This window comes from Gulosibacter molinativorax, from assembly GCF_003010915.2.
Lineage (GTDB): Bacteria > Actinomycetota > Actinomycetes > Actinomycetales > Microbacteriaceae > Gulosibacter > Gulosibacter molinativorax.
In genome coordinates, this window is record NZ_CP028426.1 from 408,306 (window position 1) to 423,869 (window position 15,564).

Consider the following 15,564-nt stretch of genomic DNA (forward strand, 5'->3'; position numbering starts at 1 on the left):
CAGCGGTCGCCATGCAGGTGCACCCGCACCGCCTGAGCGCAGAAAAGGCGGGATGGCACGAACCTGGGGGTTGGTTCGTGCCCTCCCGTGCTGACCCACCATGTGGGGGGCGCCAGCGGATCAGCAGCCTGTGGTTAGTCCTCCTTTGCTCCCTCGAACTGGGCCTTGAACTCCTCGAACGCCTCGTCCTCCTCACGGACGTACCCAGTGCGTTCGCGGGCGATCGCGAGGCGGCGACCGAACAGCAGCACCCCGCCGGTTACGGCGGCGATCAGGCCACCGGCGAGCCCGAGCGGCCACCAGTTGCCATCCGCGCCGGTCTGCGCCAACTCACCCGGCGTGCCGGGCTCCTCGGGCGTCTCCGGCACGGGGGTGACGATGGTGGTCTCATCCGGTGCGCCGCAGAGGCCACGGTGCAGGATCAGGCCGTCCTCGTCGATCACCGTCTCCACCCAGTAATAGGTGCCGACCTCATCGAAGATCACCTCATCCGAGGTGTAGTCGCCGGGACCGTCGAGGTCGATCGCGGCGGAGGTGAACACGAGCTCTTCCGCGGTGCACAGCGCCTCATCGGTGTGCTGCCGGTACGCCTCGAACACGAGCCGTGCCCCCTCCGGCACGGTGCCGGTGACGGTTGCGACATCATGCGCCGCCTCACCCAACACGACGGTGGGCACCGCGTTCGTCTTCACCCGCAGTTCTTCCGGCTGCTCGGTGACGACGGTCGTCTCGCCCGGTGCTCCACACTTCCCTTCAGCGATCACATCGCCGTCGGTCGCATAGAGGGTTTCGACCCAGTACACGTTCCCAGGCTCCGCGGCGATGGTGGTGCCGGAGTGGTAGATGCCGGCCTGGGTGACGGGGATCTCGTCGCTGACGAAGAACGGCGACTCACACACCGCCCCGACCTCTGCCGGGTGCGGCCCGTAGGCGCGGAACACCAGGTACGCGCCGTCGGGAATCTTCGTGCCCTGCACCAGCGCGGTGTCCGAGAACGGTTCCCCGACAGCTGCTTCCGGGGTTGCCTGCGTGATCACCGACACCGGCACCTCCGTGCCTGTCGGTGGGACGTAGAAGCGTTCCAGTACATCCGCCGGAGACGACTGATAGGGCTGCACCCGGTCGTCGCCCTCGAACGTCGTCACGAGCACATAGAACCCCGGCTCGGTCGGCACGATCTTGTCGTCATCCGTGTAGCCGAGCTTGTAGACCCCATTCCTCGCCGGCGTCGTGAGCTCCGCCAGTACCGGTGCCGTGGTCAGGTCGAGATCATCCGTGAGTTCGGTATCGGTGGCGAAGGGGCCGTAGACGGTGTGTCGGAGCACGTCGAGGTCGGGGCTCCAGTAGCCATCGCCGGTGAAGTCGCCGTGGTTTGCCGGGAACCCCGACACGGTGGCGACATCGAAGGCGCGGCCGTCGGGGTGCACGTTGTACTCGCGCATCAGCGAGGTCACCGTGATTGGCCATCGCACGGATGTCGTCTCGACGTTGATGCCGTAATCGTCGGCCCAGTCGTTTGCGAGGTAGTCGCGCACCCACTCCGGCTGCGAGGACTTCTTAACCTCCCACACCCAGGTCACGAACCCGCCCGACGGCGCCACCACCGACGGTGACGTGTAGACGCCAGGGCCATCCGCAGTGACCGTCACCGTGCCGAGAGGAACCGCGTTCGAGTCGATCGCCGTGTTCTGTGCCGGGGGCAGGGTTCCGGGGACTTGGTAGGCGGTGCCCTCGAACACCACCGGAATGTGTGCGCCGTCCTTCTTCAACCACACACCGTTGCTGCTCGATACGGTGATCGTGTCCCTCAGGGCATCACTAGGGACGGCGAGGCGCTGGTCGGCTTCGGAGACGGTGACGGGCTGGAACGGCACCACCGAGGTCTCAGCGACCTGCCCGAACCGGTCGGTGAACGAGTCGGTCAGGTACTTCGCGTTCTCGCCGTGCGCGGCCTTGTCGATCGACCACACCCACGTGTAGAACCCCGATTCCGGGGCGATGATCGTGCCAGGCGACGAATACGACCCCGCACCCGTCAACGTCACCGTCTCGGCGCCCGCGACAGGGGCGCCAGCTGGTGGGGTGTCCGATTCGGTGGGCTGCTCATCGAACGGCCCATACAAGGTGCCGGTCGCGGTCACCTCGACAGGGTTCCCGTCGAGGTGAATCCAGGTGCCCTTCGACACCGACACCGTCAGCCCGTCCACGAACGCATCACCTTCAGCGACGAAGCGGGACGCAACCTGGGTGCTGATCTCCGGCTGGAAATCAAGGTCGATCACCGGAGACTCCACCGACGCCGACAACCCCGTGGAAGAGCCCGCGACAGCGGCGACAAGGCGCTGCGCACCGGGCGTCGTGTAGAGATCGAGCGCGGCCCCATATCCGGCGGCGGCGATGTTCATCGACGCGCCGATCTTGTACGACGGAACTCCATCAGCGGGGGTGCCGGTGATCGGGTGCGCACCGACGGCGAGATTCCGAGTCGAGGCCCCGTCCGCGAACACCGCATTCGTTAGCGACGCACTCCCCGTGAGAGAGTCCGGATGCGCTGCAACGGTGAGGGTGCCGTTGTACTGATCCGTCATGTCCAGCGCTAGGGACAACGACGGGTCCGTGACCGCGTTCACTGCTGCCTGCTGCCGCATGGTCGAGAGGTTCGCGAGGATCGTGCCCCGCTCCGACGCCGGCGCGCGGCCGACGTAGTAGGTGTCACCGGACATGCCGTGGGAGTTGTAGGTGCCAGCGCTGGTGACCGACCACACATACAAGGCGACCGCGGAGGTCACATTCGCATCGCCCGACTGCCCCCACCGGTCCAGGACATAGTTCAACTCCGCGAGTTGCTGCCTCGACAACGAATCCAGCGACGTGATCGTCTCCGGGCCGGAGGTTTGCGCGAACGGAGAATCAGCATCCAAGTCAGCGCAATACGCCTGCCGGCCATCGACATCGGTGTTGTAGGCGCCGAGGAACCCCATCCCGATGTCGTACCCGACGCCAAGACTGCCCGCATGAGCTGCCGGTGCATTCAGCGCGAGCGACCCGGCGAGAAGGAACAGGGCCAGCAGCACCGACAACCAGCGCCGCACCCCTCTCCTTGGTGGCGCAGCTACCGGCTGCGGAATGTGGGTGAGTGATCCTGACACGAGATGCCTCCTGACGTTCTGGTGAGCAGCAACCCGGCACGGGTCGCCTTCACAGCAGGTGCACCGCCCAGGCCATCGACCTCACAACCCCGGACCCTGCGGCCTCCGGCCGAGACCGGGCTTCTCCTGATCGAGCGGCTCGGCCTCGAGCCCTGCCCGCTCCCGCACCGCACGATGCGCACCGTCACGTACTCCGTGGAGGAGTTCGCGGATGTCGTCGTAGCCGGTGATGATCGACCCGAGCCGGTCACGCAACAGGCGGTGACACCCCGCAGACGCGGCACTCGTCAGCGGCCCAGGGACCGCACCGACCGGACGACCCAGTTCCATCGCACGGGCGGCGGTGTGGAGGGAGCCCGAGCGGTAGCCGGCCTCGGTGATGACGACGGTGCCGGAGAGCGCGGCGAGGAGCCTGCCGCGTTGCAGAAACCGCCACCTCGTCGGCGCAGCACTGGGCGGCAACTCACTCAACAACACGCCGTCGTTGGCGACCTGGCCCAGGAGTTCGGTGTGCCCTGCCGGGTAGGGGCGGTCCAGGCCTCCGGCGAGCACCGCGATCGTGGAACCATCAGAGGCGAGCGCGGCACGGTGTGCGGCGCCGTCGATCCCGTAGGCCCCACCGGAGAGCACCGTGCGGCCATCCGAGACCGACGCCTGCACCAACTCCGTCGTGACGTGTTCCCCGTACCCGGTGGACGCCCGCGCCCCGGTGACGGCGAGGCGATCCCACACCGGCCCTACGAGCAGGCTGGTGTCGCCTTTCGCCCACAGGGCCACCGGGGCATGATCTCCGAGCGCGTTGGCCGATGCCGGCCAGTCCGGATCACCGGGGATCAGCACCCGCAGCCCGTGCCGCTCAGTCTCCGCAATCACCCGCCGCACCTGGGCCGCGTCGAGGCGCGGGGCCAGACGCCGCTGCCAGGTGTCACCATCCGGCCCGACCGGCACCTCATCGGCGACGGCACGGGCCACAGTCTCGGATGCGCCGACGGTGCGGATCATCCGCCCCGTCACCGCATCACCGGGTTCAGAGACAGTCGCGAGGATGATCCTCGCGGTGCGCTCGTCGGTGGCGAGCTCGTTGATCGTGTCCATCGGTTCTGCTCCCTCGGTCGTGGCGAATCAATCGAGAGATAGGTACGAACCTGCACGCCACGCTGGTCACCGAGAGCAAGCCGGTCGCGGCGGGAACTTACAACCTCACAGCACCCCACAGATCGGCGAAAACTGTTGGAATCACGCGGAAAGAGGCTTCAGAATTCCTGAACCCGAGCGTTTTGTCTCATCCGCGCGGTCGTATCGAACGCGGCGAGCTCTGCCGGGTGGAGCTGGTGTTGCACGACGAAGGATCGTTCTTTGATCCGCCACAGCCCTTGCCCGGTGCCGAGGCCTGGGAGGAGTTTCTGTTCGGTGTCGGTGAGGCCGAGGGCTGCGGCGGTGGCTCCGAGTTGGTCGGGTTCTTGCCGATAGATAATCCGCGTCTCCGCATTCGCCAGCAGTGAATTGGCGAGGGCTCGCATGGCGGAACCTTGGTCGCCGACGTTGTCGAGGTCGGTGAGTTTGTGAAAGATCAGCATGTTCGCGATCCCGTAGTGCCTTGCCAGCCTCCATTGCGCATCCATGCGTTTCAGGAGGGCTGGGTAGGCCATGAGTCGCCAGGCTTCGTCGTAGATCACCCACCGGTGCCCACCATTCGGGTCCATCAGCGCTGACTCCATCCATGCCGACGAGCACGTCATCAGCACCGAGATCAGTGTCGAGTTCTCCGCCACCCGCGACAAGTCCAGGCTGACCATCGGCAATGACGGGTCGAACCGCACCGTCGACGGCCCATCGAACAGCCCGGCGAGGTCACCAGCGACGAGGCGACGGAGGGCGTGTCCGACGAGGCGGCCATCTTCCGAGAGCCGCCCGTCGGTGTCGGTTGCGGGGTCAGGTGTGAGGATGCGGTCGACGACCATCGGCAGGATCGGCACCTCGGATGAGCGGACAGCGTCTTGGAGGGCGAGGTCAATCGCGGTGTGCTCCAACGGTGACAGCACCCGATCCAGCACCGTCTCCGCAAGAGCGCCGATCAGCTCACGGCGGCGAGAGGCAACCTGCGCCGCCCATTCGGCGTCTGAGAGGCCGCCGGGGCGGTGGCCTTCATCGAGCGGGTTGAGACGGTTCCGCAGCCCATGGCCCAGGACGATCGCACGCCCGCCGACCGCTTCCGCAACAGCAGTGTGCTCGCCCTTCGGATCGCCGGGGACGTAGACGCGGCGGCCGAACGGGATCGACCGTGTGTAGAGGGATTTCGCGAGGGACGATTTGCCGGAGCCGACGATCCCTGCGAGGACGATGTTCGGCGCGGTGATGACACCTCGGGCGTAAAGCGTCCAAGGGTCGTAGACGAATGAACCTCCGGAGTAGAGGTCCTGCCCGATGAACACCCCGTCAGCACCGAGACCACCTTCAGCGAGAAACGGGTACGCCCCCGCGAGCGTCGCGGAGGTGTCCTGATGACGGGGCAAGCGAAACCTGCCCGGAGTCCGAAGCGCCGCCGCCCCGGGTTCGCCTGCTGCGGGGAGGTAGTTGGTGTTGCGGCGTTCGGCACGCTCCGCCGCCACCCGCTCACGTTCGACCGCCTGGCCGACCTTACGGGCGTCGGTCTCGATCTTCACCGCGGCATGCTTGCGCGCCTTCCGGTATTTGCGGTGTTCCCCGGCGGGTTCCACCAGTGCCGCGGTGTGGAGCTTCTGCCGATCGCTCACAGTGCTCGCCCCCGCGACAGCGAGGACGAGCGGGACGGCGCGAACGGGTCATCCTCATCCTCGACCATTTCGGTTTGCCGACGGGCTTTTGGACGTGCCGGTGTGCGCTTGGCCGCCGGAGCCTCGGCAGCGGGTTCCGGTGGTTCGGGGTGCGTGCGCAGGAGGGAGACGTGTCCGTGGTCGTGGTTGTACGTCAGCATGTACTCGCCGCTGCGGGTGGTGCGGTCGAGGAGGCCGGCAGGGATGGCGTCATAGACGTACCCGTTGACGAGCGCCGCCTGAGTGGTCTCATCTCCCATGTCGAACCCGGCCAGATGCTCGATCGCCGTATTGGCCCCGTCGCGGTCGATGATCGCCAGCACCTCATCAGCGTCCTGCCCTTGCAGGAACACCACGCTCACCCACCGCGACACCGACGGCGGGTCTGTGGGTTCGGGGTGCCAGGCGATCCGCCCAGACGCGGCCATTGCCGCATCCACCCGATCATGCACCGCATCCACCAGAGCGGCCGCCTGCTGCAGTTCAGCGGTCGCGGTCAGCGCGTTCGTCGCGCCGGCGGCTTGATCCCCGGCATCGTCATACGCGCGAACTCGGTGGGTGACGTGCACGGTCGCGACCTGATCGAACACTTGGCGAAGCGATCGCACCCCGGCGAGGAGATCACCCAGCACCGCATACGTGTCGGCAGGGTCCTCGAAGACACGGGTTGCGTGCGCGAGGCCACGGAGGGCTTCGGAGGCATCTGCCGCATCCGCGGTCGGGTTCTGAAAGGTCGGCATCGGTTACTCCTCAGACGGTGCGGCACAGCGGCAGGGCTGCGACGGTGAAGGCTTGGGCTTGCTGCCCGACAAGACGGCGGGTCTCACAAGACGCTTGGATCGCGGCCTGTTCGATCGCCGCGACCGCGGTGTCGAGCTCTTCCGGCGTGGGCGCGCTGATCGAGATGAGGCCGGTGTAGCGGAGGACGCCGTGGCCGGCGGTGAGGTCTGCTTCTTGTTGGAGGACATCGCCGTATTCGGCGGTTTGGGAGGCGTCTTCGATCTGCCCCATCTTGGAGCGTTGCGCCGCATCCGAGATCAGCTCGGTCTTCTTCTTCCGAATATCCCTCGCCGCCTGATCCGAACGGATCGGCGTGCACACCAGCGAAAACGAGCGCTGAATCCCCGACGACAGCAACACCGGGGCGAGGAACCCCGGATACACCTGAGACCTCGGCCACTCGCTGATCCACAGCACCGCGTGGTGTGCGGAGTCCGACCGCAACCGATCCCACGACTCCGTCACCGCCACGGGTCCCGCAGTCGCAAGGCTCCGACCGATGTCGCCGTGACGTTCAAGAAGCGCAGCGGTGGCGGGGTCATACGCGGATCGGAGGATCACGGCGACCTCTGCTGGTGTGAGCCAAGCACCGACGGTGAGTTCCGCGGCGCGCAGCGCGGTCACGAGCGTCGTCATCTCCTGACGGAGCACTGCCGCAGCCCCCTTGATCCCGCCACCGTTGGTTCGCACCTGGCGTGCTGCGGCGCGGAGGTCGAGGGCGAGACTGATCGTCGTCGCGTGACGTTCCCCGGCGGGGCCTGCGCGGTCGATGAGTTCCCGGTAGACCGTCGAGGTCCACGAGCCGTCATCCGTGCCGTGACTGCGCCACCACTCAACGAGACCAGAGCCTCCGTCGGGGAGAGTGCGTTCGCAGACCTGGAGACGCGCGATCCTGCCGGAGCGGCAGGTCGTGGCGAGCACGCGCCCCCAGGTGGCGACGCGGCGTTCTTGTTCGCTTGGGTCGAGGAGCACGAACGCGGGATGCGACACCGCGATGATCGCCGTGAGCGTCTGATTGTGGGGGTCGTGGATCATCGCCGCCCACGTCTCGGGGTCTTCCCACTCGCGGAGCGCGGCGGCATCGCCCGGGAGTGCGAGGGTGCCTGCGGGGCGGGGTTTCACGATCCTGCGCCGGAACACGGTCTGCCGTGCCTGTGTGCGTGCGACCCACCGGAAGGTGACGGGCACCCACTCGATGAGCTTCCTGCCCCCGACCGGCGTCCACGCGAGGGCTGCGCTGAGGAGCCAGATGGGTGCGGTCCAGGTCAGGAGGATGCCGCCGCCGGCGTAGAGGGCACCGACGATGGAGAGCACTCCGACGGCGAGGACGATGAGTTGTGGGAGGGAGAGGCCGAGGAGGATACCGCGGCGGGTGAGGCGGGAGAACTGCACCGCCCGCAACCCAAACTCCACCGTGCTCTGCTGGTTCGACATCGGCTAGTCCTTTCCGGTCGTCTGCTTCGGAGCCGGTGGTGGCGTCTGCTTCGCCGGTGGCACAGACGGCGACGTGGGCGGTGCCGTGGGCGTGTGGTTCGGTGCGGGAGACGGTGCCGGCTGGACGGTTTCACCCGCACCGGCCGCGTGGCCTTCCGCAGCCCCACCGACAGCGCCGCCGAGTTTCGGACCCGCGGTTGCGGCGGCTTTGGCGACTTGCGCGCCGATCACGACCGCAGCCGCAGGCCCTGCAGCGGCTGCACCAGCACCTGTCCCAGCACCGGCCGCACCAGCTCCACCTCCCGCGCTCCCTGCGCCAGCACCAGCGGCGGCGCCGGAACCACCGCTCGCCGCTGATCCACCACCAGCACTGGGCGCCGCTGTCGATGCTGGTGACGTGCCACCACCAGACGGTGCCGCGCCCCCACCCTTGTCGCCGGCGCCGTCGAGGACCTTCTTGGCGCCGTCGGCCTTCGGGGCCGAGGGCACGGGGACGGGGCGGTTGAGAGCGGATTTCGCTTCTTGTTCCGCGCTCATCGAGTGGTACATATCGAACCCGACGAAGCTGACGAACTTGTACGTCATGTAGGGGGCGAACGCGGCGATGAACATCAACACGACCCCAGCGATGGGATCACTGATCGACGCGAGATCGAGTTCGATCGGTGCGGAGACTTGGGTGATGGCGACGAGGAAGATCACCACGAGCACGAGCTTCGACAGGATCAGGGCGATCACGAACGTCGCCCACTTCCCGAACCATCCCTTGGTGGCGTCCCAGGAGAAACCGGCGAGAGCGATGGGAGCGAACACGATCGCGACGAGCAGGAGGGCTTTGCGGATCAGGAGCGAGAACCACACGATCGCAGCCGCGCTAATGGCGAGGCCGGCGAGGAAGATCGTGACGATCGCCCCGACACCGGGCGCGGCGATGTTGATCCCCGCGAACCCTGCGGCAAGCAGCGTGATGCGGTCGCCGATGGATTCCATCGTGTTCCCGGTGGCTTGCGCGATCCCGACCGCGAGCTGGTCCGTGATCTCCAACAGGAGCCCGGTGAGGCCGATGGCGACGAAGGAACCGAGGATGCTCTTCGCAGCCCCCGTAGCGGCGCGGGTGAGGGCGGTGGGGTCGCGGTGGATGAGGCCGGTGATCAGTTGCAGGCAGAAGAAGATCAGCACCACGAACACCGCCACCCCGAACAGGATGTTGTAGACCCCGACGTAACCTTCGTCGGTGACATCGACGAGGGTGGTCGTGTCGAACACCGCCCACACAGCCTCGAAGAGCCAGGCGGCGGCGCCTCCCATGGCTTGGGCGAGCCAGTCGAACGGCGCCGCGATCAACGTGGCGGCGCCTTGGCCGACGGTGTCGCACACGGCCGAGATGACCGGCACATCACACACACTCATCGCATCCTCCTTCCCTCACGCGGTGGGGCTAGACGGCTTGGCCTACGCCCCAGAAGAAGTTGATGAGCGTCACCGATGCGCCGCAGATGATCGCCGCTCCACAGGACACGAGTACCCCGACCTTCCCGCGCGACGCGAGATGTGGGTTGCTGCTGTTCGCGCCGAATCCCCACACGATCGCGGAGACGATCAGGGCGAGGACGGAGAGGATCAGGCCGACGGTCATCACCGCGCCGACGATGATGCGCAACTGCTCGATACCCGGAAGCCCGGTACCGTTCGGATCAATATCAATCACAGGGTGCTCCTTCAGCTCACACCGCCACCAAGGAGGCGGACTTGCCAGCCAGGTGCACCCACTTGCCCACGGCGAATCTAGGAGCTCTCCTAAAATGAGGAGATGACGGGAAATACCGAGACAACGAGGCCTCTGGTGATGTACGTCGTGCACGCGAAGGGCGCGAACCGAATCAGTTACCTGAGCGTTGAGAAGATCAGCGAAGCCTTCGATAAGGAATCCACTCCGACCGTCGGCTCCCTCTGCGCTATCGTCCGCGAAGGAGATGAAGAACTCGGCACCGGGGACTACCTGATCGGGTTAGCCGTCACGCGCGGTGTCGCAGGCATTGCGAGTGGCACGCTGCGTGCGACCTTGTCACCAATCCTCCGACTGCTCGCACCACTCGAACTTGAGCAGTTGCGAGAACAAGCAGTTTCAATGCCAGCAATGCCGCAACACTTCTATTCGCGCCGACTCGACGGCCCTACAGCGACGGCCTTGTTGAACCATCTCCGACAAGTCGACCCGACAGTCGGCCCCTGGCTGGACTCCGTGTTCAGAGAACCGCGCACGTTCGACGATGAAGTACAACAGTCGAGAGTCGAAGCGCGAGATGCGGTCCTGCTCGCATCACAGATTGCGGAGGTTCCGTTGCCCGCAGATGCCTTTGGCGAGCCGCCCAGCGTCGAGGAGAAAGAGACGCTTCTCGACACGGTACTGAACGCCGGCTACGAGCGAGACATGGAAGAGGAACTACTGCCACTCGATCTTCAACGTTTTGACGGCAAACTCATCGCCGACCAGCGAGCGGCAAGCCTCGCCGTTTTCGAGGATCGAAACGGCCAACGGAAGCTCCTGGTCATGTCAGTGAACAAGAAGCCCATCGAAGAAGAACTTGGCGTCGACCTCCTCTACTGGGACCAGGTTCACGATGCCTTCACCTTCGTCCAGTACAAGCGACTCGAACGAGCTGACAGCGGCGACGGACACGGCACCTACGAGTGGGTCTATCGGCGCAGGAAAGAGATAGAGAAGCAGCTCGACCTCATGCCGAAAGGTCGCGAACTGCCGAAGATGGCTGCGGACTGGCGAGCTTTCGATACCCGTTCTGGTTCAAGTTCGTGCGCGGAGACGCTGGACGAAAACTCGACGGACAGACACTCAAAGGCATGTATGTCTCGGCTGACTGGCTGCGGCTCGCCATGACTGATTCGACATTCAAAGTCGGGCCGCGAGGCGGTTTCCGAGTCACTTACAAGAACGCGAAGTATCTGGGCGGAGAGTCTTTACGCAACTCGTCTCGCGCGGATTCACTGGAACTGCAAGCACGCGTTCCAAGGCGTTCAAGAAAGCGATGGAAGAGCTGGCTCTGACCGAGAACTCATCATCGCGATCAAGGCCGAGTGGCAAGAAGACGCTGAACCCGAGCCATCAACTGCATCTTCCGACATACCCTCAGCGGCGCTGCCGTTCTAGGAATACTGCGACCTCAGTACTTCCCGCGGTTCCGCGTCTACAGGTTCTCGCCGACGCCGAGGAGGAAGTTCACCCACGCGACTCCGGCACCAGCGAGAGCTGCCGCGCCGAGTGCGACCCACGCTCCGATTCTGGCTTTAGTGGCGGTGTGGGCGTTGCCGGTAGAGGAGGCGATGGCCCAGATGATCGCGGAGACGACCAGCATGAGTACGGCGATTATGAGCACGAACATCAGCAGCGCACCGATCACCGCACGAAGTTCGCTGTCGGCGCCGACACCGCCGAAGTCGGGGAACACCATCAGCGCCCACCCCCGCCCAGCGTGCACGACGCGCGAGAGGTGGTGCCGCCGGTGATGCCTTCCGCGCCCTGATCAGTGAGCCACTGGTCGGCGTCGATCGCGGGCTGCCCGGTGCCGCCGGGGCGGATTTCAAGGTGGAGGTGGGGCCCGGTGGATTTCCCGGAGGAGCCGACATCGCCGATGTGTTGCCCGGCGGTGACGGTCATGTCTTCGGTGACGTGGATGCCGTACTCCCACATATGTGCGTAGTACGACGCGATGCGTTCCCCGCCGACGGTGTGCTCGACGATGATGAGCCCGCCCCAGTTGCCGGTGTATCCGGCGTGGGTGACGATCCCGTCTGCGACGGCGTAGATCGGGGTGCCGTCTGCGGCGGCGAAGTCGCTGCCGGAGTGGAATGCCTGCTCGAAGGTGATCGGGTCGGTGCGCCAGCCGAACGGACTCGTCCGCACCCACATACCCTCCGGCAACGGGAACACCACCCGGGTCGTCTCCGGCACCACAACCTCACCACCGTTGCCACTGCCGCCGTTTGATGCTGCGGGCTTGGTGAGGGCGGCCAGTATTGCTTCGGCGACGGGCTGATAGTTCTGATACCTGTCCGGGTACGCCGACACCTCGACGGCCTGCGCTGCTTCGCCGGGGTCGAGCTGCTGCCAGCCCGGAATGTCCAACAAGCCGCGCGGTGAAGGGTAGTTGGGGCCGGTGGGTCCGCCGTAGAACGCACGGGCTTGATAGTTCGGGTCCATGAGCTCAGCGACGGTGCCCCATCCGGCTTGTGGGCGCATCTGGAACAGGCCGAGTGAGTCGTGGTCGGAGGCGTCGCCGTCGTTGGGGTAGTTCGCTGATTCGGGGTAGGTGCCGGTGTTGGCGAGCATCCGTAGATGCGACTCCGTGAGCGCCGCCATCAACGCAATCACCACACCCGGACGCCCCACCCCATCGGTTTGACTACCGACAGTGATGATCGTCGCGGCGTGGGTGAGCTGCTGACGATTCAGCGTCACCGTCTCACTGTTCTTCGCCGTTGCGGTGAGCGAGTCCGGGATCGGCCCCACGATCAACGACCCCGGCGCGCACGCGGCGACCGCAGGATTCGCTAGAACAGCAACGGACAGGAGTGCGGTCGCGGGGCCGAAGCAGACCGCGGCGATGGCGAGGGTGGCGAGGAGTTTCTTGAGCATGACCGGGTCACCGCAGCGGGGTGTCGAGCTGCGAGAGCCGCAAGAGCGCGCATGTCTCGGTGATCGGATCGGCAGGGGCTGGTGCGGGGTTTCGTTCGGGTGTGCAGGTGAGGAACACGGTGAACGCCACGTCGTGCGTGGTGGTGATGGGGTCGGTGCCCCAGTAGCCGGTGCGGTGGCGGGTGCCGGTGATCGTGTACGCGGTCGTGCCGTCGGGCAGTTGTCCCGGCGCCGCCTGCACGACCGCGTCCTCCCATACGGTCGGGATCTCGATCGTGTCGATAGTGAGCCACTGCTTCGTCTGATGCGTGCGCAACTGTGCCCACGCCTCCGGTGCGGGCAGGTAGGCGCGCATGTCGGTGGCTGCGGCGTCGGCTTCCTCATCAGCGGTGACATCGGCGAGCATCTGCGCATAGTCCGTGGGTCCGTATCCGCTGGTGGTATCCCAGGTGAACAGCGCCTCCGCGACCGCGGCCGCGAACTCCTCCGGCCCGCCAACAGTGACTACCGGCTCCGGACCCGTAGGTGTGTCGGCGGGGTGCGTCGCTGCTGGGCTGTCCGTTGCGACTACGTCTGCGAGTTCGGTGGTCTGGGGTCCGCGGATGAGTCCGTAGACGCCGACGCCGACGAGGATGAGCAGGATGATGGCGCCTGCGATGGCGGCGATCAAGAATGTGCGGTGGCGGCGAGCAGTGGGGTCCATCCTGGTGTCCTTCCCGACATGTGCGGATCACCAGACAGGTGCGCTCAGGCGTTCAGGCGACGGAACCGACTCGGCGAGTCAGGCGGTGTGCCGGTGTGCGTCCCGTGCGGCGCGGGCGAGATCCAGGAACGCGACTGTCGCGGCGACGGCCTGCTCGAACATGACCCACTGCTCCTTCGAGAGGGCGAGGCCGATAGCTTCGGGGTCGTAGCGTTCCGTCCAGGTGGAGAGCTCGTCCCAGAGATAGACGAACGACCGCACCGGCAGGAACTCCCGTCCTGGTTCTTCGACGGCGTGGAGGCGTGCGGACGCGAGCTGGTTGGGGCGCTTTTTCGTCGCGGTCTTCGCCCGCTCGACCGCAATCTCAGCCAGTCGTTGCAAGTCCGCGGGCCTGGCGGTGTGTTCGAGTTCCCGCAGGCGTGCTGCGCCGGACGCGGCAGTATCGCGGATGCCTGCCGGCTGTGCGGGATCGGCGGCGAGGGTGTCGAGCTCGGCCAGGCATTGTGCTGCCCGGATACGCTGTTGTGCCCCGGTGATCGACCCGCCTGCGTCGATCCGGTCAAGCTCGTGGGACGCCCGTTCCCGGACATCGTCAGGCTGGGAGAGATCGGCGGCGATCTGCTGCAACTCGTTGATGCGTTCCAGCGAGGTGTAGGCGTTGCGTCCGGTCACCATGAGTGCGGCTTGCTGGCGGGTTTCGCCTTTCTGCGGTGCCGCCACGGTGGCGGCACCGTTTGACCTGGAGTTTTCTTGTTTCGAGGTGAACCGTGACGCTTCCTGTCGGCCTGCCGCGTCCTCGGCCATGAGGGCTTTCAGCTCGGCGTAGAGCGTGGCTTCTTCCGTGCGGGTGAGGGGCTTGTGGAGCAGGTTGTCGTCCTGTTCGGCGAGGAGCTGCCCGAGGGTGGTAGAGATGCCGGAGCGCACCCACACATTCACGGTCTTCCACCCGAGTTTGCGGATGGCGGCAAGGCGGCGGGCGCCGCAGATCAGCATCCCGTCCGGGGTGATCGTGATCGGCTGCAAGAGTCCCTCGCGCGCGATCGACTCCACCAGCGGGTAGAGGTCGCCAAAGTCTTCCCGGTGGCGGCGTCCGGACCAGATCGAATGGACGGCCCGCTCCAGCTCGATATGCCCCGGCTCGCTCATGGCCGGCCCCGCATGATGCCAGGGGCGGCGACCTTGATCGCGGCCCCCAGTTCGGTGTCATCCATGAGATGCCAGAGGGGTTCACCGATCAGGAGCCGCAACAGCAACCCGCGGCCCGCATTCGTTCCGGCCAGGTGCGTGTCGGGAGAACCGAGGATGATCCGCAGCAGCCGATACCAAGACGGGGCAGGGATGTCCAGGAGCGCGCGGGCGTGACGATCCCGCCGCAGCGACTCATATGCCCCGGCGCGGGAGACGGATTCCGCCAGGCGGGCGCAGATGCACTCCACCGCAGCCCGCGCCACTTCTGGCTCCCACCCATGCCAGCACAACAGTGCGATGGTGTCCTCCACCGCGGACTCCACACCCGTCGACCCAGTGTTTTCGGTCGTGTGGTCAACGTCGTCCTCTTCGTCAGTGAAGGGGTCGGCGCGGAATGCGGGGTGGTAGTCGGTGAGAGGGTTTTCGCGGTCGGAGAAGCGTTCGGCGTCATGGAAACTCGAGTACCGAGGCCGGCGTGCCTGATGCACCGAACAGAGCAGCCCGTTAGCGCGGTTCTCTGCGATGCAGGTGATCTGCACGGCGCGGGTGATGGCTGCCCACGGGTCATCGGCTCGGCGGACGGCGGCGGTGCGCATCGCCTCGAACGCCGCCGTCGCCGCCTCCCACGGATCAAGCCCATGCTTGCGCGCGAGAGCCGCGTACTTCTGGGCGGCGTGCCGCATGAGCGCTGCCGCTTCCGCGTCTGTTCGCCAGGCGTCTGGTCCATCGTCGTTCAGGCGGGTGAGGAGTTCGCGGAGTCGTTCTGAGTTCTCGAAACCCTGCCCGCGGCGGTTGGGGCCTGTGTTGTGATGTTGTGGCATGGTGGCACCTCCTGACAGGCAGGTGCGCGCCGGCTCCCCACCGACC

13 protein-coding genes are annotated in these 15,564 nt (G+C 66.2%); 1 reads left to right on the forward strand and 12 read right to left on the reverse strand.

The annotated features are described in order from the left end of the window. Positions 1 to 134: 134 nt before the first annotated feature. The 7 genes from GMOLON4_RS02020 to GMOLON4_RS02050 form a co-directional block, all read right to left on the reverse strand. Entirely contained in the window at positions 135 to 3,092 is a 2,958-nt protein-coding gene (locus GMOLON4_RS02020; RefSeq protein WP_026937897.1) for a hypothetical protein, read from the reverse strand. A gap of 138 nt (positions 3,093 to 3,230) precedes the next feature. Next, positions 3,231 to 4,244, reverse strand: a complete 1,014-nt coding sequence (gene dprA, locus GMOLON4_RS02025) for a DNA-processing protein DprA (protein WP_051267446.1) — start codon at positions 4,242 to 4,244, stop codon at positions 3,231 to 3,233. A gap of 158 nt (positions 4,245 to 4,402) precedes the next feature. Continuing rightward, entirely contained in the window at positions 4,403 to 5,902 is a 1,500-nt protein-coding gene (locus tag GMOLON4_RS02030) for an ATP-binding protein (protein WP_026937896.1), read from the reverse strand. After that, positions 5,899 to 6,681 carry a hypothetical protein gene (locus GMOLON4_RS02035; RefSeq protein WP_026937895.1) on the reverse strand — a complete coding sequence of 261 codons (783 nt, stop codon included), beginning with the start codon at positions 6,679 to 6,681 and terminating at the stop codon, positions 5,899 to 5,901. The genes GMOLON4_RS02030 and GMOLON4_RS02035 overlap by 4 nt, the downstream gene beginning before the upstream one ends. 10 nt (positions 6,682 to 6,691) lie before the next feature. Then, complete coding sequence (locus GMOLON4_RS02040; RefSeq protein ID WP_035734029.1) at positions 6,692 to 8,155, reverse strand: SCO6880 family protein; 1,464 nt, start codon at positions 8,153 to 8,155, stop codon at positions 6,692 to 6,694. Between the two features lie 3 nt (positions 8,156 to 8,158). Beyond that, complete coding sequence (locus GMOLON4_RS02045; RefSeq protein WP_265415395.1) at positions 8,159 to 9,565, reverse strand: conjugal transfer protein TrbL; 1,407 nt, start codon at positions 9,563 to 9,565, stop codon at positions 8,159 to 8,161. Positions 9,566 to 9,593: 28 nt separating this feature from the next. Continuing rightward, positions 9,594 to 9,863, reverse strand: coding sequence for a DUF6112 family protein (locus GMOLON4_RS02050; RefSeq protein WP_024355940.1), 270 nt, complete (start codon positions 9,861 to 9,863; stop codon positions 9,594 to 9,596). 102 nt (positions 9,864 to 9,965) lie between these two features. Here GMOLON4_RS02050 and GMOLON4_RS02055 point away from each other — a divergent pair, with 102 nt between their 5' ends. Continuing rightward, the gene (locus GMOLON4_RS02055; protein WP_265415396.1) at positions 9,966 to 11,051 is read left to right on the forward strand and encodes a hypothetical protein; all 1,086 of its coding nucleotides are present in this window, start codon (positions 9,966 to 9,968) and stop codon (positions 11,049 to 11,051) included. Positions 11,052 to 11,358: 307 nt separating this feature from the next. Here GMOLON4_RS02055 and GMOLON4_RS02060 read toward each other — a convergent pair whose 3' ends face one another. The 5 genes from GMOLON4_RS02060 to GMOLON4_RS02080 all read right to left on the reverse strand — a co-directional run bounded on the left by GMOLON4_RS02060 (position 11,359) and on the right by GMOLON4_RS02080 (position 15,518). Then, complete coding sequence (locus GMOLON4_RS02060) at positions 11,359 to 11,625, reverse strand: DUF6112 family protein (protein ID WP_026937851.1); 267 nt, start codon at positions 11,623 to 11,625, stop codon at positions 11,359 to 11,361. Continuing rightward, the gene (locus GMOLON4_RS02065; RefSeq protein WP_106486789.1) at positions 11,622 to 12,806 is read right to left on the reverse strand and encodes a M23 family metallopeptidase; all 1,185 of its coding nucleotides are present in this window, start codon (positions 12,804 to 12,806) and stop codon (positions 11,622 to 11,624) included. The genes GMOLON4_RS02060 and GMOLON4_RS02065 overlap by 4 nt, the downstream gene beginning before the upstream one ends. A 7-nt stretch (positions 12,807 to 12,813) precedes the next feature. Then, positions 12,814 to 13,509, reverse strand: a complete 696-nt coding sequence (locus GMOLON4_RS02070; protein WP_026937589.1) for a hypothetical protein — start codon at positions 13,507 to 13,509, stop codon at positions 12,814 to 12,816. A gap of 78 nt (positions 13,510 to 13,587) precedes the next feature. Continuing rightward, positions 13,588 to 14,655 (reverse strand): ParB N-terminal domain-containing protein, encoded by a 1,068-nt coding sequence (locus tag GMOLON4_RS02075; protein WP_051267222.1) that lies wholly within the window; start codon positions 14,653 to 14,655, stop codon positions 13,588 to 13,590. Continuing rightward, positions 14,652 to 15,518, reverse strand: a complete 867-nt coding sequence (locus GMOLON4_RS02080) for a hypothetical protein (RefSeq protein WP_035733489.1) — start codon at positions 15,516 to 15,518, stop codon at positions 14,652 to 14,654. Before GMOLON4_RS02080 ends, GMOLON4_RS02075 begins: the two co-directional genes overlap by 4 nt. Between the last annotated feature and the right edge of the window lie 46 nt (positions 15,519 to 15,564).